A 23,201-nucleotide genomic window follows, 5' to 3' on the forward strand; every position below is an offset into this window, starting at 1 on the left:
CCCTAGTGCTGCATGGCCTAACGCCAAGATGGTCGCGGATAATGCCGCAAAATGTCCACAGAGGCAAATGACATTCTTTCTTCATGGCAAAGTCTGTAGACAGTTCTGGGATAACCGGTGAGTGGAGTGCTGTAGACCGCTTGAATGGTGCCGATTGAGCGACGACAAGTATTTTGTGGATAGTTTTGGGATGTGATTCGGCAAAGCACTATCGTGGATGCCGTGATTCCAGGATGGGAGCGTAGGAAGGGCGTGTGCTTTACCGTCCTCACACGCTGAATGGCGATCAATGTGGCTCTGCTGCGAAGTGATAAAGCGAGCGTGGAGGCGAGTAAACAGGCGCCCGACATGCGAAGAGCGCCATCTGACACGTGACGATAGACGAGTAAGGCAACGTTTGTTCGTTCGTTTTTATTGGCTGAAAATAAAAAATATATTTAATAGAAGCGAAAATATTCATGCGAATGACGAGGTTTACGCCAAGGGGGAGCCCCGCTAGCGCGCAAAAAAATGCCCCGATCAGGAATCGGGGCATCAGATGGTCCTCATCTGGGATGTTTTCTCGCGGCGACCTAGTGTTTGAGCACTCGCGCAAGGAAGCTCTGAGTTCGAGGATGTTGCGGATGATCGAAGATTTCTTCCGGCCTCCCCTGCTCCACGATAGCGCCCTGGTGGATGAATATGACTCGGTCAGCGACTTCGCGGGCAAAGCTCATCTCGTGCGTCACGATCATCATCGTCATGCCTTCACGGGCCAGCTCACGCATTACGTCGAGGACCTCGCCGATCATCTCGGGGTCGAGTGCTGAGGTGGGCTCATCGAACAGCATCAAGCGGGGTTCCATCGCCAGTGAGCGTGCAATCGCCACCCGCTGCTGCTGTCCACCGGACAGCTGTCCGGGGTACTTGTCAGCCTGCTCAAGGATATTGACCCGCTCCAGGAGTGCATTGGCCTGTTTTTCGGCTGCGGGGCGATCAGTGCCACGTACCTTGATGGGTGCGAGGCTGACGTTGTCGCGTACGTTCATGTGAGGGAACAGATTGAACTGCTGAAAGACCATGCCAACTTCGGTTCGTACTGCCTTGAGGGCATTGTGACTCTTGCCGTGCGCAGCGAGTGCATGGCCATCGACCTCGATACGGCCATCCTGAAAGGCCTCCAAACCATTCACACAGCGAATGAGTGTCGATTTTCCGGAGCCACTAGCCCCGATGATCACGACGACTTCGCCGGCAGCGACATCCAGCTCAACGTCCTTGAGAACATGCAGGTTACCGAAATGCTTGTTGATCTTGTCCATGTGCACGATGGCAGTCATGAGTCACTCCTGGCCGCTAGGCGAGCCGGATGGATGGCTGAAAAGAAGTGATGAAGATGGAGGCAAAGTGAATATTTTTTCATTGCCCCACCAGCCCACGACGCTCAAGCATCCGCAGTGCAAAGGACAGACTCATGGTGATAACCAGATACAGCATGGCGACCATGAAGTAGGTTTCCAGCGCATTGAAGGTGGTGGCAATGTAGATCTGGCCCTGACGGACCAGCTCACCGACACCGATCACCGAGAACAGCGAGGTGTCCTTGATGGACACGATCCCCTGATTGCCGAGCGCCGGGATCATGCGACGCAGTGCCTGCGGCCAGATGATGTAGCGGAAGGTCTGGGGGGTGGAAAGGCCCAGTGACAGTCCGGCCTCGCGTTGCCCGCGCGCGATGGACTGCACGCCACCACGCACGATCTCGGAGATATAGGCCGCGGAATTGAGCGCGATGGCCGCGATACCGGCGGTCAGGGCATCGATGGGACCCCCGATGATCTGCGGCAGACCGTAGAAGATGAACAGCACCTGGACCAGTACGGGAGTGCCGCGGAATATCTCGATATAGGCGGTTGCCACCCAGCGCAACAGGCGACTGGGTGAGAGGCTTAGCAAGCCAAACAGAATGCCGAGTACGAAGCCGATGGCGAGGCCACCGAAGGAAATGGCGAGGGTCCAGGGAATGCCCTCAAGCAGATACGGCAGCGAGGCGAATGCCGCATGCCAGTCAAACTGGAACTGAACGTCCACGTCGGGCTCCTTGACGCGATATCCTCACACTCTGTAACTCACAGAGCGCAAGAGTCATGCAGACAGGCATCGCCGCTGCACTACAGCGACGATGCTTGAATGGCGAGAGAAAAATGCCGCAAGGCAGAGCTTGTCAGGCGTAGGCCTTATTGACTGTCTGCGGGAAGCTCACCGAACCACTTCTGGTAGATCTCGGCGTAGCTGCCGTCAGTCTTCATCTCGGCCAGCGCCTCATTGGCAGCCTCGGTCCATTCGCTACCCTGTCTGAACGCAATACCGTACTGCTGGCCTTCATAGAGAGGGCCGACAGTCTTGACCCGGCCATTGCCTTTGGTCTTGGCAAAATAGCCTACATTGGGTGCGTCATAGAAAACGGCATCGACGCTACCGGACATCAATGCCATGTACATGTCGGAGCTGCCCGGGTATGGCGTGACGGTAGCATCGTCGAGATTGGCTTTCAGATAGTCATAGCTGGTTGAGCCAATCTTGGTGCCAATCTTCTTGCCTTCCAGGTCGTCAAAGTCCTCGATTGCCGTAGTGTTGGAGGAGGTCAGTACGCGTAGCCCGGAATCATAATAAGGCTGAGTGAAGTCGACGATCTTCTCACGGGCATCGGTGATAGTAATGCCAGCAATGGCAACATCTACGCTGCCGGTCTGTACGGCGGGAATGATGCCATTGAAATCCATGGTCTTGAGATCGATATCGAAGCCGGCGCGCTTGCCAATAGCGTTAAGAATATCGATATCGAAGCCGACCATCTCGCCGCTATCCTGGTCGAGCATTTCGAAGGGTACGAAGCTGGGATCAGTCGCAGCTTTCAAGGTAACGGCTTGAGCTGTGCCAGCGAGCAGAGTCGCCGCGGCAAGTCCGGAAAGTGAGGCTAGCAGGTGGGGTCTGCGCATTGACATCGTCCTCTTATATTTAGATTTTAGGATGTTGCGCTTTTAGATTGGCCAGACCAATGGTCCCCCGTCAAGCCTGACGATGAAGACGCACGACCTATGTCGCGCGTCACGGCAAAGGCTAATGTACTGATGGTTAATTGATATTCACGCATTAAGCCAATACAAAAACACCCCTGTCTCGGGGGGGCCGAGGCAGGGGTGTTGAGGGTGGTGCTTGGCGGTGGGGGGCTTCCTACACCATAAAGGAGGAACCACACCCGCAAGTACTCGTGGCGTTGGGATTCTGGATCAGAAAGCGTGCGCCAGCCAAGCCGGTTTCGTAATCGATGGTTGAGCCAACCAGATACTGATAAGACAGTGGGTCAATCACGATGGCAGCCTCACCTAGCTCGACTACGGTATCGTCGTCGCTGAGATCGGTGGCGATGTCGAAACCGTACTGGAAGCCGGAACAGCCGCCACCGGTGACATAGACCCTGAGACGCAGTTTCGGGTTGGCCTCTTCCGCGCGCAGCGCCGCGATCCGGGCACTGGCGGCCTCGGAGAGAAACAACGGCGTGGGGATGAAGCTTTGTGCTTCGCTCATGCGGGCCTCCTGGAAGGAGTCGGTGGCCGGACGCTCATGTGAACGCCCGGCACGGTATAGAGGAGAGAATGTTGCCTATTATCCCTATATCCGAGCAAAAGGGTCAACTTTGTCTGATCCGATGCTTTATCAGCAGAATATGAGCAGGGCATGCGGGCGTAGATAGGCAGCGAAGTCTGCCTCAGGGCATCATCGCCGGAGCATTGATGCCAGCCACCTCGTCCAGGCCAAACATCAGGTTGAGATTCTGGATCGCTTGCCCCGACGCGCCTTTGACCAGGTTGTCGATCACCGATAACACGACGAGAGTATCGCCATTGCCCGGACGATGCAGCGCGAGACGACACATGTTGGTGCCGCGTACGCTGCGCGTCTCAGGATGGCTACCCAGTGGCATCACGTCGACAGCCGGATGATCAGCATAGCGCTGCTCGAATAGCGTTTGCAGATCTTCCAGTGAACCCGAGAAATTCATCAAGCGCGGATAGAGCGTGGAGTGAATACCACGAATCATCGGCGTCAGATGTGGCACGAACGTCAGGCCCACCGCGCTGCCAGCGGCCAGATCCAATCCTTGGGTGATTTCCGGCAGATGGCGATGGCCAGAGGCACCATACGCCTTCATGGACTCACCGGCTTCGCACAGCAGAGAGCCAACCTTGGCACCACGCCCGGCACCTGATACGGCTGACTTGCAGTCGGCGATAATATTGCTGGTGTCGATCAGCCCGGCTTCCAGCAGCGGGATCAGGCCCAGTTGCACAGAGGTCGGATAGCAGCCGGGGACTGCGATCAGGCGCGCTTCCCGGATGGCCTCGCGATTGACTTCCGGCAACCCGTAGACCGCTTCACCCAGCAGCTCGGGCGCACCATGCGGTTGGCCGTACCATTCGGCCCATACGTCAGCGTCCTTGATACGGAAGTCGGCGGAGAGATCAATCACACGAGTACCACGTGCCAGCAGGTCACCCGCCAGCGCATGCGCCACACCATGAGGCGTGGCGAAGAACACGGCGTCACAGGCAGCGAGTGTGTCGGGATCAGGCTCGCTGAAGGCGAGTGTGTCGTAGTGGCCGCGTAGATTGGGGTACATCTCATCGACACGCATCCCCTTCTCGCTGCGTGAGGTGATCACTGTCACCTCGACCTGCGAATGGTTGGCCAGCAGCCTGAGAAGCTCCACTCCGGTGTAACCGGTGCCACCGACTATGCCTACCTTGATCATGCTGCCTCCCCGCCTATGAGCGGTGTCCTGTTGATACGTGATGATGCCGTGTGCCAGCGCCGTCGTGCCGGGGGTTGCGTTATGTTCTCCCCGAGGTGTTGTATTGCGCACGGTCGCGACGAGCCGTAGTCGATATGATACACAAGGTGTCAGGCGGGCAGTAATGCGCTGCCAACACGGATGTCTCGATGCAACTGACTGTGCACCCAAGGAGTCGTGAGTGTCACGCTTGACGCGCCCGCATCTGCCTCGCCCCAGCCTCGATAATTTCCGGCGCAAGCTTGCCGCTGTCGATGCCCTTCCCCAGCTCTGTTTGCTGGGCCTTGTCGCGGGCCTGCTGACCGGCTCATTGATGGTCGGCTTTCGTTTGCTGCTCAGCGCCGGGGCATTGGGGTTCATGCCGAATGACAACCCGGAAAATTTCGAGGGCCTTGCTCCCTGGGTCCGTGCCCTGCTGCCACTGCTGGCAGTGCTGGTGATTGGCATTGTGCTCGGTCGCCAGCCGCTTGCTCAGCGCAAGCTAGGTATTGGGCATGTCATTGAGCGGCTCACCTATCATCAGGCAAGATGCCATTGCGTGGCTGGCTCAATCAGGTCGTGGTGGGAGTCGTGAGCGTGCTTGGCGGATTGTCTGCTGGGCGCGAGGGACCAGCGATCCATCTTGGGGCAGGAGCCTCCAGCTGGATCGGTGAACGGCTGAAGCTGCCCAATAACAGCCTGCGCGTATTGGTTGCCTGCGGCACGGCTGCGGGTATTTCTGCTTCTTTCAATACGCCGATTGCCGGGGTCATCTTTGCCATGGAAGTGGTGATGATGGAGTACACCCTGACTGGTTTCATGCCGGTGATTCTGGCCTCTACCGCCGGTGCCGTAGTCTCCCAGATCTTTTACGGCTCGGCACCGGCCTTCGCGGTGCCATCGCTGCTACTGCACTCACTGCTTGATCTGCCTTGGGTGATAATCACGGCATTGATCATTGGCTTGCTAGCGGGAGGCTTCGTGCATCTTGCGCGCCAGCAGGCGCTAGCGGCTCGCTTGCCATGGTGGATGCGCATGGCGCTGGTGGGCGTCGCGACCGCAGGCGTTGCCTGGTGGTATCCGCAGGTGCAGGGGATCGGTTACGACAGTCTGGCTCAGCTGCTCGACAGCCAGCTGGCGCTGGACGTGCTGCTGGCACTGGTCGTCGGTAAGCTGGTCCTGTCGGCACTGTGCGTGGCTTGCGGTGTACCGATCGGCATCATTGGTCCCGTCGTGGTCGCCGGCGCTGCCGCAGGGGCGTTGATGGGGATGCTCGGTGGTCTTATCTTGCCGGAACAGGCCTCCGATATCGCGCTGTATGCCTTGCTGGGGATGGCCGCCATGATGGGGGCGGTATTGCAGGCCCCATTGGCAGCACTGATGGCACTGTTGGAGCTGACTCACTCACCGACCATCATTCTGCCCGGTATGCTGGCCGTAGTGGTGGCGGGCTTGACCTGTCGCCAGCTGTGTCGCTGTCAGGGGTTCTTCATCTCGACGCTGACAGCGCAGGGCCTGCATCCTTTGCAGCAGCCTCTGATGCAAGCACTATCACGTGTTGCGGTGCCTGCCGTGATGGAGCGCTCGGTGGTCAGCGTGGCACGGCGCATCAGTCGTGAGCGCGCGCGTGCGCTGCTCGACAGCAAGCCGGTGTGGCTGGTGATAATACGTTCGACACCGGAGAAGCCGATGGTCGCGCTGCCGGCTGCGGATCTAGTGCGTGTTCTGATGGATGAACACTGGAGTGAACACGAAGAGCTTGATCTGCTCGAGATTCCCGCCCAACGCCTGGATCTCGCGCCCATCCATCTGCAGGCCACACTATCAGAAGCCTATGAGCGATTGTTGCCGACCAATATTGATGCTCTCTATGTAGAGCACACCACCGCGCCTATGATTCGCAAGATTTCCGGTATCATCACGCGGGATGCCATCGAGAGTTACTACCGCTATACCCCTTGAAGGGGTGTAGTCTCGATGACGCCACGTCCTGTGACTCGATACCGCATGGGCGTCCGGCACCGAACATGGCACCTTGTCGTGCTCGGACGTGACAGCCCTTCATGACAGACCTCATCCCGACCTTTCCGCCCCTGACTGACGGAGTTATCCCATGTACTTGTGGATCAAGGCCTTTCATCTGATCGCCGTAGTGTGCTGGTTTGCGGCCCTATTCTATATGCCGCGTCTGTTCGTCTATCACGTCGAGGCGCGTGACGCCGGTGATAGTCAGGCGATTGCTTACTTCAAGACCATGCAGCGCAAGCTCTACCGCGGCATCATGATACCGTCGATGATCGCGACCCTTGTATTGGGTATCTGGCTGTTGGCACTGGTGCCGAGCTTCATGAGCATGGGCTGGATGCACCTCAAGCTGACCATGGTCGTACTGCTGATCGGCTATCACCACGCCTGTGGCCTCTACATGAAGAAGCTGGCGGCGGATAACTGTCACAAGACGTCGCGCTACTTCCGCTTCTTCAATGAAGTGCCGGTGCTGATGCTGGTCGTGATCGTCATCTGCGTCATCGTCAAACCGTTCTGAGGTAATGTCAGTGCCCAGTCTCGAGTCTGAAAAGACGCCATGCTACGTACTGGTACTGGCAGGCCACGACCCCAGTGGTGGTGCCGGGCTGATCGCCGATAGCGAGGCGATTCGTACTGGCGGTGGCTGGGCATTGACGGTACCCACAGCCTTGACGGTGCAGAATTCCTGCAATGTCAGGGCTGTCATGCCGCAATCCGGCGAGTCGATACTGGGCATGGCGCGTGCGCTAATCGACGACTTTCGCCCGCAGGCGCTCAAGATCGGGCTACTCGCCAGTCATGAGTCATTGGTCGCCGCCGTGGCGTTGATCGATGAGCTTCGAGCGCGTTGGCCGATGCTGCCCGTCGTGTGGGATCCGGTACTGAAGGCTGGCGGTGGCTGTGAGCTATCCAGCGAATCGCTGATCGAGCTGGCGCGCGAGACATTGATGTCCCGCGTGGATGTCGTGACTCCCAATCGTGTGGAGTTGGTGCGCTTGAGTGGCCTGACAGCAGGTACCAGCACTGATGCCAGTACTGATAGAGCTGATGACAGAGCTGATGCTCAGGTCGAACGGCTACTGGCGATGGGAGTGGGCGCGGTGCTGGTGACGGGGACTGACCCGTTGGCCAGTGAGCAGCAGGCGAGCGCAGCGCAAGCCACAGACATCCTGCATTATCTATATCGCCGCAACCTTCCAATACTTTCGCTGGACTGCCCGCGTCTACCTGGCAGTTATCACGGCAGTGGCTGCACCCTGGCTTCACATCTCGCGGTGCGGTTGGCACAGGGTATGTCACTGGAGCCCGCTTGGCATGAAGCACAACAGGCCACCTGGCAGAGCCTTGCGGCAGGCCATGATCGTCAACTGCGCGGTAGCCTGATGAATGCCCAGTACCTACCTTGGCGATAGCCAGCTTCAGCTGCATCATTCCCTCTTCTCGCGTTAAGCTGTCCCCATCATGGGGAAGAGATCTATCCACAAGGGGTGACGTGTCGAGCGTGGCTGCTGCATGGCCTCACATGAGGCAGATGCGGCTCACTGAATTATCCACACCCCCTTTTTACGTACCGCGTCTCTTCCTCCCGTTTCCTGTCTTGCGGCTTCCATGTTGCCGCTGCTTTCAAGAGGTATGTCATGACCACGTCCGCTGCCCAGTTCGAACGCGCCAGCCGCCATATTCCCGGTGGCGTCAATTCCCCGGTTCGCGCCTTCAAGGGACTGCATCGTCCGCCGGTATTCATTGATCATGCCAAGGGCGCCTATCTGTTTGATGTCGAGAACACGCGCTATATCGATTACGTCGGCTCCTGGGGACCGATGATCACCGGTCATGCCGATGAAGATGTGCTGGAAGCCGTGCGCCAGCGTCTCGAGAGCGGTCTGTCCTTCGGTGCGCCAACCGAGATCGAGTCAGAGATGGCTGAGCTGATCTGCGAAATGCTGCCTAGCCTCGACATGGTGCGCATGACCAACTCGGGTACCGAGGCCACCATGTCGGCAATTCGTCTGGCGCGTGGTTTCACGGGGCGAGACAAGATCGTCAAGTTCGAGGGTAATTATCACGGCCATTCTGACTCGCTGCTGGTCAAGGCCGGTTCTGGTGCGCTGACACACGGTGAGCCCAGTTCGCCCGGTGTGCCGGCCTCGCTTGCCGAGCACACCATCACGCTGGACTACAACGACGCCGAAGGTGTGCGCCGTTGCTTCGCCGAGCTGGGTGATCAGATCGCCTGCATCATCGTCGAGCCGGTGGCCGGCAACATGAACTGCATTCCGCCGGTGCCGGGCTTCCTGGAGAGCCTGCGTGAAGTGTGTGATGCCCATGGCAGCGTGCTGATCCTCGATGAGGTGATGACGGGCTTCCGTGTCGCGCTGGGTGGTGCTCAGGCGCATTACGGCATCACGCCGGATCTGACCTGCCTGGGCAAGATCGTCGGGGGCGGCATGCCAGTCGGCGCCTTCGGCGGCAAGCGCGAGATCATGCATCATCTGTCACCGCTGGGGCCGGTCTATCAGGCCGGTACGCTGGCAGGAAACCCGCTGGCGATGGCCGCAGGCGTGGCGTTGCTACGCAAGCTGCGTGTGCCGGGCTTTCATATCGAACTGACTCGCAAGGTTGAGATGCTGTGTGAAGGGCTTGAGCAGCGTGCTAGTGCTGCCGGTATTCGCCTCATCACTCAGCGCGCGGGCGGCATGTTCGGTGTTTTCTTCACTGATGAGTCGGCGGTGAGTAACTTCCAGTCAGCGACTCGCTGCCGTCAGGAAGATTTCGTGACCTTTTTCAACGGTATGCTCGATGAAGGTATTTATCTGGCACCGTCTGCTTACGAGGCGGGTTTCATGTCGGCAGCTCACAGCGATGTGGATATTCAGGCCACGTTAGACGCGGCTGAGCGCGTTTTTGCAAAGATGACTGCCAGCGTCTAATGGGCAGCATCTGAGCGAGTGTTTGGGCCAGCATGTGAGCCAGTACGTGTGTCAGTGCTGGCTCCGGTCTGATCGACGTGCTGCCGGTTGGGCTACCATCCGGTACACTTGCCGCCAACGATAGCGATTGCGCTAATGACCTTATAGCCAGCTTGCCTTAGCGGAGATGACCTTGAGCCAGGCCCTGATTCGAGCCCTTCACACTGCCGGATGCTTCGATCACCCCGTGAAGGATGTCGAGGTGCACGAGACCCATATTTCGTGGATCGTGCTAACCGGCGATTACGCCTACAAGATCAAGAAGCCGGTAGATTTTGGCAGCTTCCTGGATTTCTCCACACTGGAGCGGCGCAAGTATCTTTGCGAGCAGGAAGTGCGTCTTAACCGTCGTCTGGCACCCTCTCTCTATCTGGATACCGTGGCTATTTCCGGTACACCGGAAGCGCCACGGATGGATGATGAGAGTGCGGTATTTGAGTATGCGGTAAAAATGCGCCAGTTCTCCAATCGTCATCTGTTTAGTGCCTTGCAGGCCAGTGGTGAGCTATCGCTTGAGCTACTGGACGATCTAGTCGATCAGCTTGTGGCTTTCCACGAGCAGGCTGAACGTATCCAGGGCGATAGCGACCTGGGCAGCCCACAGATGGTTCGCCGTACCATTGATAATGAATTCGAGCTGATTCGCCCGCGGCTTGCGAATAATGGTGAGGCGGTTAGCCGGCTTGGGCTGCTTCAACAATGGACAGAAGAAACCTTCCAGCGCCTCAATCCGGAGTTCGAGCGGCGTTGGCAGGAAGGTTTCGTGCGTGAAACCCACGGTGACATTCATCTGGGTAATGCGGTGCGTCACGAAGGCCGTGCACTGTTATTTGATGGAATCGAGTTCAACGAAGAGCTTCGTTGGAATGATGTCGGCTGCGATCTGGCTTTTTTGGTGATGGATCTCGAGGCGCGTGATGAACCCGCTTTTGCACATCACGCATTGAATCGTTATCTCGAGTTATCCGGTGACTACTCTTTGGTGCGTTTGCTGCCGTACTACAAGATTTATCGTGCGCTCATTCGTGCCAAGGTAGCGATGATTCGTTATCACCAACCGGAGCTAAGTGACGCCGACCGTGCCGATGTACAGGCGGAGTACGAACGTTATATCGGACTGGCGGAGCGCTATAGCGAGATTCGTTTCCCCTACATGATTATCGGGGTGGGCGTATCAGGCAGTGGCAAGAGTCGTTTCACTGAAGAGATGGTACGTGAGCTGGGAGGAGTGCGGATTCGTAGCGATGTAGAGCGTAAGCGTCTTTACGGATTTTCCGCTGATGATGACACTCGCTCTGACCTGAATGGTGGTATTTATACGCCACACGCGACGCACGCGACTTACGAACGCTTGTCCACTTTATCCGCTACGTTGCTCGAGTCTGGTATTCCGGTCTGCATTGATGCGACCTGCTTGAAGAAAGCGCAGCGTGACCGTTTGCGTCATGAGGCAGAGGCCCGTGGTCTGCCGGTACTGATGATCAGTTTTGAGGCTGATGACGACACGCTACGTCAGCGTATCATCAAGCGTAGTCGGCGTAGCGGTGAGGTTTCTGAGGCTGGCTTGGAAGTACTCGACAAACAGTTGGCTAACCGAGAGCCCTTCGCGGCAGAGGAGCACGGCCAACTGGTTCACATCGATACCACGGCCCCGAATGCCAACGTCACGTTGGTCCGCTTGATTCGCGAGCAGCTTCGTCTGCACTAGCTCTGCTTATGGTTCTGACGCCAGATATGACAGCTGAGCTGGCATATCTGGCGCATGACTTGATGCATGACCTGGTGCATGGTCAGCTCATGTATCAAGTCATGTGTACCTGAGCTTCTTATTTCTCACCCACCCCTCAACAGCAGCCCATCAGCAGGGGTATTCAACATTGCCACTTGTTTTTCAGGTTACTGATTTTTATTGGAATTTTTATATGCGTAAGTTTTTTGCAATGCGTACAGCCGTCGCAGTTTTCGGTATTGTTTTATTCACGGGTTGCTCTAACCAGCCCACAACAGCAGATCTGATGCGCGGCCAAGCTGATGAAGCCAAGGCCGTTGCGAAAGTCCGTGACCAGATGGCCGATAGTTGGGAAAGCGGTAACACGCTGGTGGCGACCGGAGAGAAACAGGTTGTCGGCGGTGAGGATCTGGTCAACGATGGTGAAGCCAATGTGCGCAAGGGCCAGTCATTGATCGACAAGGGCAACAAGCAGATCAAGAAGGGCAAGTCGCGTATCAGCAGTGGTAATGCTCAGATCAACAAGGGGCGCAAGATGGTTGATGAGAGCCTCACAAGCTACCGTCAGTCGTTCCCGAAGCAATCACTGACGCCTGCTACGAAGTGATGGTGAAAGAGTGACGCTCGACTGATTCTCTGAATCACCAAGAAGGCCGCTGGCATGACTGTCAGCGGCCTTCTTGTCGGTATGCATGTCATGTTCCAGTTCGGCTTGCCTGAATCAAAAAACCCCGCGTACGCGGGGTTCTGTCAAAACATGTCAGACGGTGAGTGAATGATCAGTACTGCATCACGTTGGCAATGTTGCCACCACCGGTCTGGGTCACGCTGGACGTGTTGGCTGCGCCAGTCTGAACCACGTGAGCGCGGTTGGCGGCAAAGCTCATGAAGCCACCGGCTTGCTGGAGAATATCGGAGCGCTGGCCGCTACCGGACTGCTGTACGCGAGCATGATCGTTGAGACCCGTCTGGGTAATCAAGGAGTCACTGTTGGTGCCAGTCTGCTCCACGATGGCGAGGTTGAAGTAACCGCTCTGAGTGTTGACGGCCAGATTCTCACTACCAGACTGGCTGATGTCGGAGTATTGCAGCATGTCAGACTGTGTCACGAGGGCGGTGTTGGCTGACCCGCTCTGTGTGACCAATGAGTCATGGGAGCTACCGCCTTGAATGACGCGGGCGCGCTGCTCATTGCCACTCTGGGTGACCGTGGAGTCAATGCGAGAGCCAGTCTGGACGACCAGTGCTTGGCTGTTGGTGCCGGTCTGGGTGACCGTAGAATTGTGGAAGCGACCTTCCTGGCTGACGCTCGCACGATTATTCTCGCCGTCCTGCAGGATATCGGAGTCATGCATGAGGCCGGCCTGCGCCACGCGAGCTCTTTCATAGCTGCCGCTTTGGGTTGCCGTCGATACATTGAAGCCGCCTTCTTGCGTGACACTCAGCACATTGTGCTTACCGCTGGAATTGGGGCCACTGTCACCTTGTGATGAGTTAGAGAGGTTGCGATATCCTGACTGACTGATGCGCGCTGTATTTTTGAAGCTTTTCTGATGCAGGTTCGCTGTGTTCAGTGCACCGACCTGATCGATGAATCCTCTTTCAGTACTGCCATACTGCTCAGCGGTTGTCTTGTTACCACCCCCGAGTTGATTGATCCGGACCGTGCTGGTGACACCGCTCTGATAGACAGAAGTCTTGTTGTAAACACCCGTCTGTTCAACATCACTGCGATGATTACTATTGTTGTTACCACCGTCTCTCGGTGTCTGGGCGATCTCTGCCTGGTTATTGAAGCCGATCTGATCGAGATCAGAGTTATTACCATCAGCCATGGCATGCGAGGAGAAGGCGATAGCGACGGCGAGAAGGCTCATCTGAATTTTCATGTGTGTTCCCTTGTATTAGTCATTATGTCATTTGTGTTTTTATTATTAACTACATTACATCCCCATCACATGGTATCGTGCTTCACCCCTTCGATGATCATGACCACCATGCTTTACTGCAAACTGTTTTTCTTTTAGTGATAATGCTGTTGTTATACTTTCCAATTCCCCATCATGTGATTTTTATAATCACCTCGATGAAAAGGCAACCAGGATCAGAGCGTCGCGTATATAATGGTATGTACTTGGCATTATTTTTGAATAACCTGTACTTGCATGCGGCCACGAGCATGCTGTGTAATGCTGACTGGTATCTGGCTACTGCCTTGCTGGATGAGTGCAGCGCTACCGCCGATGCCCGTCTGTTGAATGGCTGCCGTTTGCGAGATTCCTTGTTGAAGAATCAGCGCATCGTGATACTGACCTTGCTGGAGAATGTTGGCTTCATTCAGCGCCCCGGCCTGTAGGGTCTGAGCAGCATTACTCCTCCCTCGCTGCACTATTTGCGAATGGTTGAGTGAACCTTGCTGGGCTATCAGTGAATAGTTTGCAGCACCTTGCTGATGAACATCGGCAGTATTGTAATAGCCCTGCTGGTTGACCGAGGACACTGAGCGGCCATGTTCAAGTTCAGAGCTGACAGCCAAGTCACTGGCTATCACAGACAGACTGGCGGAAAGCGATAAGGAAAATAGCCCTGCCTGCAACACTCTATGATACTGCTTGTGTCCCTGAATCATGGCGAAGGCCCATCCTGGTCGTATTCTTATTGGTACTAACTATTGACCTTTGCAGAGCAGTACGCCATCAGCCCTTTTCAGGATTGTAAGAGTGAGGAGAAGCTTACTTTAGCGTATTGAAAAAAGTAGTACGTTAATGATGAATAGTGAGGAGTGAGTCAATAATGTTGAGGGAAGGGATAATCATCTTGGTATGCTATATCTAATGCCGTCAATGATTCATTATATTTTATATTAATACATTATTTTTTGTTTATATATAAGAGCGAAGAAAGGCACCTCTGGAAAGGTGCCTTTCTTCGTTATCCTGCGCCCTCATCGTAGACCTATCGATACAACGGGGGGCTACAGCATGGGCGTTGGTGCCTGCAGATAGTCCATCAATTCTGACTGCTGCATCTCGGCAGGATTTGCCAAGGCCCACAGCTGGCGATCTACCCCTTGGGCAATGAGGTGAATGACGGCAGACTCAATGGCAGACATGACGGCCAGTTGTACGGGTTCGTTGTTGGTATAGCCGGTTTCGACTTCCAGCAGGCGCTTGAAGTCGATGAAGCGATAGACGCCGGCACGAAGCTCACGAGAGAAGATCGTTTTGCTTGTATTGACGTTGGCGATCACCTGACCGGTAGTGATATCAACGGCACGTAGATTGATGGTCACCTGGTCGACCTGATACTGCCCCGAAGCTCCAATGCCGAAGTACTCAGCTCCGGAGCCACCAGTTCTCACATTGGAATCAAAAGCGATGATTCCTCCCTCGAAGAGCAGATTAGCAGCCTGGAGTGCCTCTAGGTCATTGCTGCGACCTGTGCGCTCTAGATTGGCACGGATGATCTTGCGTTCGGTCAGCAGATTTTGAAGCCCAACACGCTCCAGCGGAATAAACCATCCAGAGTCTGCCAGCGCGGCACTCAACATGGCGGCGCCGCCTTGAGTGACAGCAGTAGAGAAGGTACTTGCCGGGGCAGGACGATACTGACCTGTTTGATCACGAAAATCGTAGATGGCGACAGGGATACGCCCTGCCGGTTTCGGCAGGTTGATCAAGTCACTATAGGTGGAAGTTCTTGGCATCAAGGTGCTGGGTACACCCGCCAAGCCATCAGTGTTGGCTACCATTGGGGCGCAGCCGGAGAGCGCCAGGCCAGCAACAGCCAGCAGGGAAGAAAGCAGCTTCATTCGCGATACCCTTCATCAGAAGTCGAGGTCAGAAAGTGTTACCTGACGTACCAAGGTTGATGACGGTGGTTTCTCCGGTTGCGCGGTCAAGGACCTGCATCGAGAAGCCTCCATTGCCGTTACTGACGACCTCTATGCGCAATTGAGCACTGTCTATTACGCTTGAGCGTCCGGGTTCAGCAGCATCGACGGCATCGGTGATGGCATCGGAGACCAGGCTATTGCGAAGGTCATTGATGAAGAGCTGTGTATCGGAAAGGCTATCGAAGGCAAATGCATCAGGATCGTCATGAGTATCCTGAACCTGAGCCTTATTGAGGAGGTAGCTGCCATTTAGCGGATTACCGCCAAAGCTTGGATTGATAGGCTGGTAGATGAGCTCACCGGCATATAGCGGCATCGCCGAGAGCAGCAACGACACGGCAAGTGTCTGATGCTTCATGATGTTCCCCTGTTCCCTTGCGTATTGTTAGGGTCTCCGTCACCGGAGCCCATTTATTATTGATTCGGTCTGCAGTACATCAAAATTCGTCGCCGGCCATATCAGGATCGTTGCGCAGTGCATCAAGTACCTTGCGCCGCAGGAATTGGTCGGAAACGGTTGCTACCGCTGAACTCGCATAGAGATCGACATCGTTCAGTCTTGGAGGCAACGTCGCTTCATACAGCACGGTATTGCCTTCCGTTATCCAGATAAGACTTCCCCAGCGTGCCGAAGGACGCTCGTGAATACTCAGCGACGTGTTTCGTAGCACGGGGCTATCGAGACGCTGCTGACTGAATTGACGGAAGAAGGTTTTGCCTATCATGGTCATGGTGCGGTCAATCATTACCCCGCTCAGGCCATCGCTAAGTGTGGGGTGTGTCTGCGTGATCGCAACGCCGTCCTCGCCTTGAGTATCTGATCCTTGATGCTCGCTGGCGACCGAGACCTTCGGTCGTACCACCTCCGGCGCGGTTTGCGCGGAGGCGGTCGACATATAGCAGAGCGTCAATCCCCAGGCGAGTGCATGGCGGCTGACCATGCCCATCACGACATCTGAGCTCGACGTGCAATGCGCGGTGTACGTGAAACCGGCATGGCCAGATTCTGACGCGCCCAGTTCATCGCCTGAATGCGGTTATGAACCTTGATCTTGCGGAAGATATTATAGAGATGCGACTTGACCGTGTGTTCACTGACGAACAGCTGATCGGCGATCTCGGTATTGGATGCACCGGTACCCAGCAGGCCGATGATTTCTACCTCGCGCTGGGTCAATCCACAGACCGGGCGGTAGGCATTGAGCTGCTGACGGCGATAGAAATCCAGCAGGCGCGTCATCAACGGGCGAGACATCCACATATCGCCTTCCAGCAACTTGGCGATGCCTTTGCTGATCAGCGATAGGCTATCCTGGCGGTAGAACACACCTTGGAGATGAGTACTGACCAGTAAGCTGGCAGCTTCTTCTTCATCACTGATATTGATGGCGGCCAGTTCGGCACTGGCATCCTGGCTTGCATCTGCATCCCAGCGCTGCATCGTGCCTTCATCGACATGATCGGTGTCTAGCAGCACGATTGTTCTATCTGCCTGCCCAGGTGTGTAGTCTTCGTCGGGGCTTGCGGAAGCCACCTGACACTCAAGCTGCTGGCGAATGTAATCCATAAACAGCGCCGACTGCGGATTGCAGTCAGTCACCAGCAGCACCATTGCATTCCCTGTAATCATGGTGCGAGACCTCTGAGTTGTCGTACCTATTTTCTTGGTGGAGCCATATCTAAAGCGTGATCGGATTGAACCTGTAAGGCGGTACTCATTCACGTCGGGCATTACGCGCTGAGCACCTATATAGGATTACTCGATAGTGGAGATAAGGCAACCTCTAATCAGTTCTTGCTAAATTAATCAATTTATCCATTCTCGTCTACTTTATACCTGGCTTGGAAAAAGAGCAGGAAAAACAGTGCGTAAACTTTGAAAGATAAAAGGAAGTCTTGGTAGTCGTTCTCTGGAGTGCAAGAAAACCAGACCATTGCGCTTTTTTAATCAGGGCTTCGTGTAGGTCAAAGGTACCACACATCTAGTACTAGAATGCATCAATTCAATGTCATCCTGTAAGCCAGGTTGTCTTTTTGTATCTAGGGTGATTGCCTGTGTCGAAAATGCGACGCACATGGAGAATGTGAGGAGTTAATTCCTGCTAAGTGAAGTACTTACTACGCGTGTGATGCATGAAATTAAGACAGTGATCTCATCATGTGTGCCAATGTCTCGTGCGATAGACTCAGCCCGAATAACTCACTGGCCTCATGTTTCTGGATGAGAGGATCGCTGGGGGATGTAAAAATTAAGGTGCTCGTGAGCCCACTCGATGGCCTGATGACGATTGTGGACTCTGATTTTTCGGAAGATGTTGTATAGGTGTGACTTGACAGTGTGCTGGCTAAGCATCAATCGTTGAGCAATATCTGAATTGCTTTGTTGCGAGGAAATGAGGGACAGTATTTCCAATTCACGCTGCGTAAGCCCCATGACCGGATGAAAGGCAATTTGTTGTTGTTGGCGATAATGCCGAATCAGTGTCTGCATCATGCTACGAGTAAGCCAGATTTCGTTATTGAGTATCTTTTCTATTCCCTGACTAATCTGTGAAAGGCTGTCATGACGATAAAATATTCCAATAAAAGGAATATTTAACAATAAAGATACAGCGTCATCGATATGCTCAACATTGAATGCAGCGATCTTGTCGATCCCTCCCCAGCGTATCATTTGAGTAAGGTTGCACTGGGCACTATCGATCAAGGCTAGACAGGGCGCGGAAGGGAGCAGCGCCTCGTGATCGCATGCTTCCACGTCGCACTGCAGTTTCTCACGAAGGTAATCGACGAAAAGTTCGGTTTGTGGCGAGGGAGCCGTCACGAACAGGATTCTGGTTGAGGACATGGGGCTCTCCTGCCGTGCAATTGTGGGGCCGTCTCATCATTAATATGCTGATAAGCAGAGTGATCAAAAAGTTGGCCAGTGGCCATCTATAGTCTAGCCAAGCATCACCCTCGGGTTGCAGATCTCTATAGTGTTAGATGGCATAAAGCAGATAGATTCTTAGATAATGAATAATCTTATGTTTAATCAATGGGTTATGCGTGATTCTTAAGGTCGAGAGGCTACTCGTTAGCCATCAGACACAGAAAAACCCTGTTCAGGCATGAGCTATTACTGAGGTTAATCGGGAGTATCGGTCGGCATGAGGCCAAGACTGGAAGCATGAGTTTCATAAGTCCTCGGGGGTAGGTGCCTCATCTGCCATGGTCACAGTCTCTCGCGTGTACGCATCGGACTCACGCGGTAGAATGTGGCATTACCTCCTGCATCGTCGCGTACTGATGTCATTAATAGCGCTACCTTCCCCAGTGATAACTTCGGAGATATTCATGCCCGCTTCCTCTCTCGTGCTGGCCAGTGGCAATGCTGGCAAGCTGCGCGAATTTTCCCATCTGCTCGCCCCGCTGAGCATTGATCTGATTCCTCAGGGGCAGTTGGGAGTGAGCGACGCTGACGAGACGGGGCTGACCTTTGTCGAGAACGCTTGATCAAGGCGCGCCATGCTGCCCATACCACGGGGCTGCCGGCGTTGGCTGACGATTCGGGAATTGAAGTAGATGCATTGAGTGGAGAGCCGGGTATCTATTCCGCGCGTTTTGCGGCACGTCGTCAGCAAGGACAAGGGGATGATGATAATAATGCCGCACTGCTAGCCGCTTTGGAGGGTGTGCCCGAAGCAGAGCGCACGGCACGTTACTGGTGTGTGCTGGTATATTTACGTCATGCCGAGGATCCGGTGCCGATCATCGTGCAGGCCAGTTGGGAGGGGCGTGTATTGAATGCCCCTGCTGGCGAAGGCGGCTTTGGCTACGACCCGTTGTTCTGGCTACCTGATCAGGGCATGACCGCCGCGGCACTCGATGCTGCGACCAAGAATCGCCTAAGCCATCGCGGCCGCGCTATGCACCAGCTACTTGATGCGCTCTCCGAGCTGCGTGAGCGTACGTGATGTCTGCCGAAATGCTGCCCCCCTTATCGCTCTATATTCATGTGCCTTGGTGTGTGCGCAAATGTCCGTATTGCGACTTCAACTCCCACGGTGTGGGGCGTGACGCGGGTTTGCCGGAAGAGGAGTACATCACTGCTCTACTGATGGACCTCGATCAAGACCTGCAGTTGCTTGAAGATCAGCCTGAGCGTGAACTGCATAGCGTATTCATTGGCGGCGGCACGCCCAGCTTGTTGAGCGGTAAGGCCTATCAGCGGCTGTTTGATGGCATCCGCGAGCGCATGACGCTATCTGCTGATTGTGAAATCACGCTAGAGGCTAATCCTGGTACGCTTGAACAGGGACGCTTTGCCGCTTACCGTGCCGCTGGAATCAATCGGTTATCGCTGGGCGTGCAAACTTTCCAGCCGGAGCAGCTCAGCGTGCTGGGGCGTATCCACTCGGCCGAGGAAGCAGAGCGTGCGGTTGCCAGTGCGCAAGCGGCAGGGTTCAATAACTTCAACATCGATCTGATGCATGGATTGCCGGGACAGACACTGGAAACGGCGTTGGATGATATTCGGCGTGCCTTGGCGTTGGGGCCTAGCCATCTCTCCTGGTATCAGCTGACGCTGGAGCCCAATACCGAGTTCTATTCACGTCCGCCGGTACTGCCGGAGGATGATCTGCTGTGGGATATTCAGGATCACGGCCATGCCGAGTTAGAAGCAGCGGGATTTCAACGCTATGAAATTTCAGCCTACGCGCTTGAGAGTCGTAGATCTCGCCACAACCTGAACTACTGGCAGTTTGGTGACTATCTTGGCATCGGTGCTGGCGCACATGGCAAGCTCACTCTATTGGAAGCAGATGGCAATGGAGAACTGGTGGCCCTGCCACGGCTTCAGCGTCGTTGGAAGAGTCGTCAGCCTGACGCCTATTTACGTAGGATGCAGGATCCGCGCGGATTCCTTGCCGGCCAGCAGGATATTGCTCGTGACGATTTAGCGCTGGAATTCATGATGAATGCCCTGCGACTCACTGACGGTGTCAGTTTAGCGACGCTGCAGCGCACTACTGGGCTGGGTCCTGAGGTGCTTGAACCGACACTAGGTCAGGCACGTGAACGTGGCCTTATCCGAGAGGATGCCTCGCGATTATGCGCTACGCCTCAAGGGTTACTGTTTTTGAATGACCTGCTGGCCATGTTCGACGCCTGAACGATCAGGCATGATCAACACCTTGATAACCGCAGTAGGCGGTTGTCGTTTTGCCTTTCATGAGAGTGAAGATAGGGAGCGTTACCATGAAGAAGTCCGTACTCCTGGCACTGCCGCTGGCAGCTGCCGTTGCGATGGCGGGTTGCAGCACGACCAATCCGTATACCAATGAGCAGCAGACTTCCAGCGCAGCCAAAGGCGCCGGTATTGGCGCTGTGGTTGGCGCGATTGCCGGTGCTACCAAGAGCGGCAACCACCGTCTCGACAAGGCGCTGATCGGCGCTGCCGCCGGTGCTGCCGCCGGTGGTGGTATTGGCTATTACATGGATGTACAGGAATCCAAGCTGCGTCAGCAGCTCCAGGGCACTGGCGTCAGCGTCACGCGTGTCGGCGATCAGATCATTCTCAATCTGCCGTCCAATGTCACCTTCGGCTCCGATTCCAGCACTTTGTCCGGCCAGATCCAGCCGGTCATGGATGGCGTGATCACCGTCCTCAAGGAATATGATGAGACTCGCGTGAACATTGCCGGCTACACCGATTCCACGGGCGCCAGCAACTACAACCAGAACCTTTCCGAGCTCCGCGCTCAATCGGTAGGCAACTATCTGGCTAGTGGTGGTATCGCCTTCAATCGTCTGAACATGCGCGGTTATGGCGAAGCCAGCCCGGTAGCATCCAACGATACGACGTCAGGTCGCGCCCAGAATCGTCGTGTCGAAATCACGCTGACCCCGCTGGAGAGCTAAACGCTACCAGTACTGCGCCATGCCATCAGGTGCAGTGATGTGAAAGTGATGCATCGAAGTCAAAAGATATGACAACAAGGCTCGCGCTCCGGCGCGGGCCTTGTTGTCTATGAAGCATGGCTTTTCCGGTGATGGTGAGCCATCTCTGCTATCCTTCAGCCCCCTCGGTGGCCTTCCCTTAACGCCGCCCCCAGATTTCCGTTTGCCGACCTGCAAGGCGTCGCAGACATTGCCGTATCAAGGAGGCGCTCTTGCTCGCCTATCAGCACGCCTATCACGCAGGTAACTTTGCCGACCTGCACAAGCATCTGCTAGCCAATACACTGGCAGAACAGCTATTACGTAAAGAGTCTCCCGTTACGTTCATAGACACTCACGCAGGTCGTGGCTGGTATCCCTTGGCGGCACGCGAGACAGAACAACTGCGTGAGTACGAGCAGGGTGTTCTGCCGTTGTGGCAGACACGCAGCCGATGGTTGAGTGAGAGCGGTGACATGTTGCAGCGAGCGACGGATAAGCCAATTGCTCGCTGGTTGGCCCGTCTGGCCGACATGCAGCCGGATGCCGGGAAGAACAATGCCAGTGAGCTAAGTGTCTATCCTGGCTCGCCGTGGTGGCTGAGCCAGTCGCTGCGTCGCGGTGACAGATTGTTGGCTTATGAACTGCACCCGGGTGAGATCTACCACTTTGATCAGGCGCCGGTTCAGCGTGACAGCCTTGGCAAGGTCATGCGTCGCCAGCAGGACGGTCTTTCTGGTCTGTTGGCGGCGGTACCGGTCACCACGCCGCGTGTGGCGGTGTTGATCGACCCCAGCTATGAGCTCAAGAATGAATATCGTGATGTGGCAGAAGTCGTGGTAGAGACGCTGCGCAAGTCGCGCCACGCGACCATCATGATCTGGTATCCCATGCTGCCGGCAGGACGTCAGCATGATCTTCTCGAGCGGCTCAAGAAGCAGTCGCCCGCGCCGATGTGGCGCAGTGAGCTGCTCATCGATACGCCGGAAGGCGAGCACGGCATGTATGGGTCTGGCATGCTGGTGATCAACCCGCCGTGGCAGTTTGATCGTCTCTTTACCACCGCCATGCAGGAAGTGGTCGAGGTACTCAAGGGCGCCTTGCCGGCACCACAATCGGTCGCTGTCGAGCACAAGAGCCTTTGGTGGCTGACGGAAGAAGTCGCGCGTGCGCGTAGCGAGCCCAAAGCCATGCCGCGCGAGCGCCTTCTGACGCTGCGCAAGCTTAATCAGAAGGTCAAGCGCGACACTGAAGTTGAGGTGACCCAAGCCAAGCCCAAGCGCGAGAAGCTCAAGCGTGGGGAAGGCTGGGCCAAGCCGCGTGTGCGTACCGACAGCGCGACACCGAAATCCAAGGGTAAGCGCCATTCGGCGACTGCCAAGCCGAAGACAAGCATCAAGGCGCAGGTTAAGGACCAGGTACATGGTCACTCGGCACCGAGCGAAAAGCGTGTCAGTGACAAGCCTTCTGAACGTTCGTCCTCTCATGCTGAGCCGGCCCGTCCGCGTGGCAAGGGCGAAGCGGGCGGCAAGGACAAGTCAGGCTGGAGCGATTGGTCTTCCAGCATGCCGGGGAGCGACCGCAGAGAGGGGGCGACGCGCGTCAATATGCGCAGCACGCCTGCGATTGGTCGTGATGGTCAGGTGAACCCGAGCAGCACCACGAAGCTGCCGAAAAAATACGCGGCGAAGAAGCGTCCTGAAGGCACTTCCGAGGTTGGTAAGCCGCTGGACGCGCGCGAAGCTCGTGCGCTGCGTGAGCAGGCCGAGCATAATGCTGGCAAGGGACGTGGCAAGCCGCGTGGACCGCGCAAGCCCTGATGGCTTGATCCAGGAGCCATGCACATGA

General features: G+C 55.7%; 20 protein-coding genes and 2 pseudogenes. 10 read left to right on the top strand and 12 right to left on the bottom strand.

Features of this window, described 5'->3' with window-relative positions:
- Positions 1-572: 572 nt before the first annotated feature.
- From BF12_RS0103205 to argC, 5 genes are all read right to left on the bottom strand, one after another.
- The gene (locus BF12_RS0103205; protein ID WP_024951011.1) at positions 573-1,319 is read right to left on the bottom strand and encodes an amino acid ABC transporter ATP-binding protein; all 747 of its coding nucleotides are present in this window, start codon (positions 1,317-1,319) and stop codon (positions 573-575) included.
- A 79-nt stretch (positions 1,320-1,398) separates the two neighbouring features.
- Positions 1,399-2,070, bottom strand: coding sequence for an amino acid ABC transporter permease (locus BF12_RS0103210; RefSeq protein ID WP_024951012.1), 672 nt, complete (start codon positions 2,068-2,070; stop codon positions 1,399-1,401).
- A gap of 146 nt (positions 2,071-2,216) precedes the next feature.
- On the bottom strand, positions 2,217-2,978 hold the full coding sequence (locus tag BF12_RS0103215; protein WP_024951013.1) for a transporter substrate-binding domain-containing protein: 762 nt from the start codon (positions 2,976-2,978) through the stop codon (positions 2,217-2,219).
- 235 nt (positions 2,979-3,213) lie between these two features.
- Positions 3,214-3,567 carry an iron-sulfur cluster insertion protein ErpA gene (gene erpA, locus BF12_RS0103220; RefSeq protein ID WP_024951014.1) on the bottom strand — a complete coding sequence of 118 codons (354 nt, stop codon included), beginning with the start codon at positions 3,565-3,567 and terminating at the stop codon, positions 3,214-3,216.
- 181 nt (positions 3,568-3,748) lie between these two features.
- The gene (gene argC, locus BF12_RS0103225; protein WP_024951015.1) at positions 3,749-4,792 is read right to left on the bottom strand and encodes an N-acetyl-gamma-glutamyl-phosphate reductase; all 1,044 of its coding nucleotides are present in this window, start codon (positions 4,790-4,792) and stop codon (positions 3,749-3,751) included.
- A 229-nt stretch (positions 4,793-5,021) separates the two neighbouring features.
- Here argC and BF12_RS18470 point away from each other — a divergent pair.
- From BF12_RS18470 to BF12_RS0103260, 6 genes and pseudogenes are all read left to right on the top strand, one after another.
- Positions 5,022-6,772 (top strand): annotated as a pseudogene (locus BF12_RS18470) (chloride channel protein).
- Between the two features lie 151 nt (positions 6,773-6,923).
- Positions 6,924-7,355 carry a protoporphyrinogen oxidase HemJ gene (gene hemJ, locus BF12_RS0103235; protein WP_024951016.1) on the top strand — a complete coding sequence of 144 codons (432 nt, stop codon included), beginning with the start codon at positions 6,924-6,926 and terminating at the stop codon, positions 7,353-7,355.
- 10 nt (positions 7,356-7,365) lie between these two features.
- Positions 7,366-8,250 (top strand): bifunctional hydroxymethylpyrimidine kinase/phosphomethylpyrimidine kinase, encoded by an 885-nt coding sequence (thiD, locus tag BF12_RS0103240; protein ID WP_051510702.1) that lies wholly within the window; start codon positions 7,366-7,368, stop codon positions 8,248-8,250.
- 225 nt (positions 8,251-8,475) lie between these two features.
- Positions 8,476-9,768 (top strand): glutamate-1-semialdehyde 2,1-aminomutase, encoded by a 1,293-nt coding sequence (gene hemL, locus BF12_RS0103245; RefSeq protein ID WP_024951018.1) that lies wholly within the window; start codon positions 8,476-8,478, stop codon positions 9,766-9,768.
- A 166-nt stretch (positions 9,769-9,934) separates the two neighbouring features.
- The gene (locus BF12_RS0103250; RefSeq protein ID WP_246116467.1) at positions 9,935-11,515 is read left to right on the top strand and encodes a bifunctional aminoglycoside phosphotransferase/ATP-binding protein; all 1,581 of its coding nucleotides are present in this window, start codon (positions 9,935-9,937) and stop codon (positions 11,513-11,515) included.
- A gap of 307 nt (positions 11,516-11,822) precedes the next feature.
- Positions 11,823-12,143 (top strand): hypothetical protein, encoded by a 321-nt coding sequence (locus tag BF12_RS0103260; protein WP_024951020.1) that lies wholly within the window; start codon positions 11,823-11,825, stop codon positions 12,141-12,143.
- A 172-nt stretch (positions 12,144-12,315) separates the two neighbouring features.
- Here BF12_RS0103260 and BF12_RS21010 read toward each other — a convergent pair whose 3' ends face one another.
- From BF12_RS21010 to BF12_RS0103300, 7 genes are all read right to left on the bottom strand, one after another.
- The gene (locus BF12_RS21010) at positions 12,316-13,425 is read right to left on the bottom strand and encodes a hypothetical protein (RefSeq protein ID WP_024951021.1); all 1,110 of its coding nucleotides are present in this window, start codon (positions 13,423-13,425) and stop codon (positions 12,316-12,318) included.
- Between the two features lie 251 nt (positions 13,426-13,676).
- A complete protein-coding gene (locus BF12_RS21525) occupies positions 13,677-14,165 on the bottom strand; it encodes a hypothetical protein (protein ID WP_084487953.1) in 489 nt (162 codons plus the stop codon).
- A gap of 345 nt (positions 14,166-14,510) precedes the next feature.
- Positions 14,511-15,347 carry a CsgG/HfaB family protein gene (locus BF12_RS0103280; RefSeq protein WP_024951023.1) on the bottom strand — a complete coding sequence of 279 codons (837 nt, stop codon included), beginning with the start codon at positions 15,345-15,347 and terminating at the stop codon, positions 14,511-14,513.
- Positions 15,348-15,375: 28 nt separating this feature from the next.
- Positions 15,376-15,789, bottom strand: a complete 414-nt coding sequence (locus BF12_RS0103285; RefSeq protein WP_024951024.1) for a curli assembly protein CsgF — start codon at positions 15,787-15,789, stop codon at positions 15,376-15,378.
- Positions 15,790-15,868: 79 nt separating this feature from the next.
- A complete protein-coding gene (locus BF12_RS0103290) occupies positions 15,869-16,378 on the bottom strand; it encodes a CsgE family curli-type amyloid fiber assembly protein (protein ID WP_024951025.1) in 510 nt (169 codons plus the stop codon).
- On the bottom strand, positions 16,378-17,061 hold the full coding sequence (locus BF12_RS0103295) for a LuxR C-terminal-related transcriptional regulator (RefSeq protein ID WP_024951026.1): 684 nt from the start codon (positions 17,059-17,061) through the stop codon (positions 16,378-16,380). The genes BF12_RS0103290 and BF12_RS0103295 overlap by 1 nt, the downstream gene beginning before the upstream one ends.
- A 579-nt stretch (positions 17,062-17,640) precedes the next feature.
- Positions 17,641-18,279 (bottom strand): LuxR C-terminal-related transcriptional regulator, encoded by a 639-nt coding sequence (locus BF12_RS0103300; RefSeq protein ID WP_024951027.1) that lies wholly within the window; start codon positions 18,277-18,279, stop codon positions 17,641-17,643.
- 488 nt (positions 18,280-18,767) lie between these two features.
- Here BF12_RS0103300 and rdgB point away from each other — a divergent pair.
- The 4 genes and pseudogenes from rdgB to BF12_RS21530 all read left to right on the top strand — a co-directional run bounded on the left by rdgB (position 18,768) and on the right by BF12_RS21530 (position 23,173).
- A pseudogene (rdgB, locus tag BF12_RS18480) lies at positions 18,768-19,387 on the top strand (RdgB/HAM1 family non-canonical purine NTP pyrophosphatase).
- The gene (hemW, locus tag BF12_RS0103310) at positions 19,387-20,586 is read left to right on the top strand and encodes a radical SAM family heme chaperone HemW (RefSeq protein WP_024951028.1); all 1,200 of its coding nucleotides are present in this window, start codon (positions 19,387-19,389) and stop codon (positions 20,584-20,586) included. Before rdgB ends, hemW begins: the two are co-directional and overlap by 1 nt.
- Positions 20,587-20,672: 86 nt before the next feature.
- Positions 20,673-21,335 carry a YiaD family glycine zipper/OmpA-like lipoprotein gene (locus BF12_RS0103315; RefSeq protein WP_024951029.1) on the top strand — a complete coding sequence of 221 codons (663 nt, stop codon included), beginning with the start codon at positions 20,673-20,675 and terminating at the stop codon, positions 21,333-21,335.
- Positions 21,336-21,586: 251 nt separating this feature from the next.
- A complete protein-coding gene (locus tag BF12_RS21530; protein ID WP_024951030.1) occupies positions 21,587-23,173 on the top strand; it encodes a 23S rRNA (adenine(2030)-N(6))-methyltransferase RlmJ in 1,587 nt (528 codons plus the stop codon).
- Positions 23,174-23,201: the final 28 nt, after the last annotated feature.

The organism is Cobetia crustatorum, assembly GCF_000591415.1.
Lineage (GTDB): Bacteria > Pseudomonadota > Gammaproteobacteria > Pseudomonadales > Halomonadaceae > Cobetia > Cobetia crustatorum.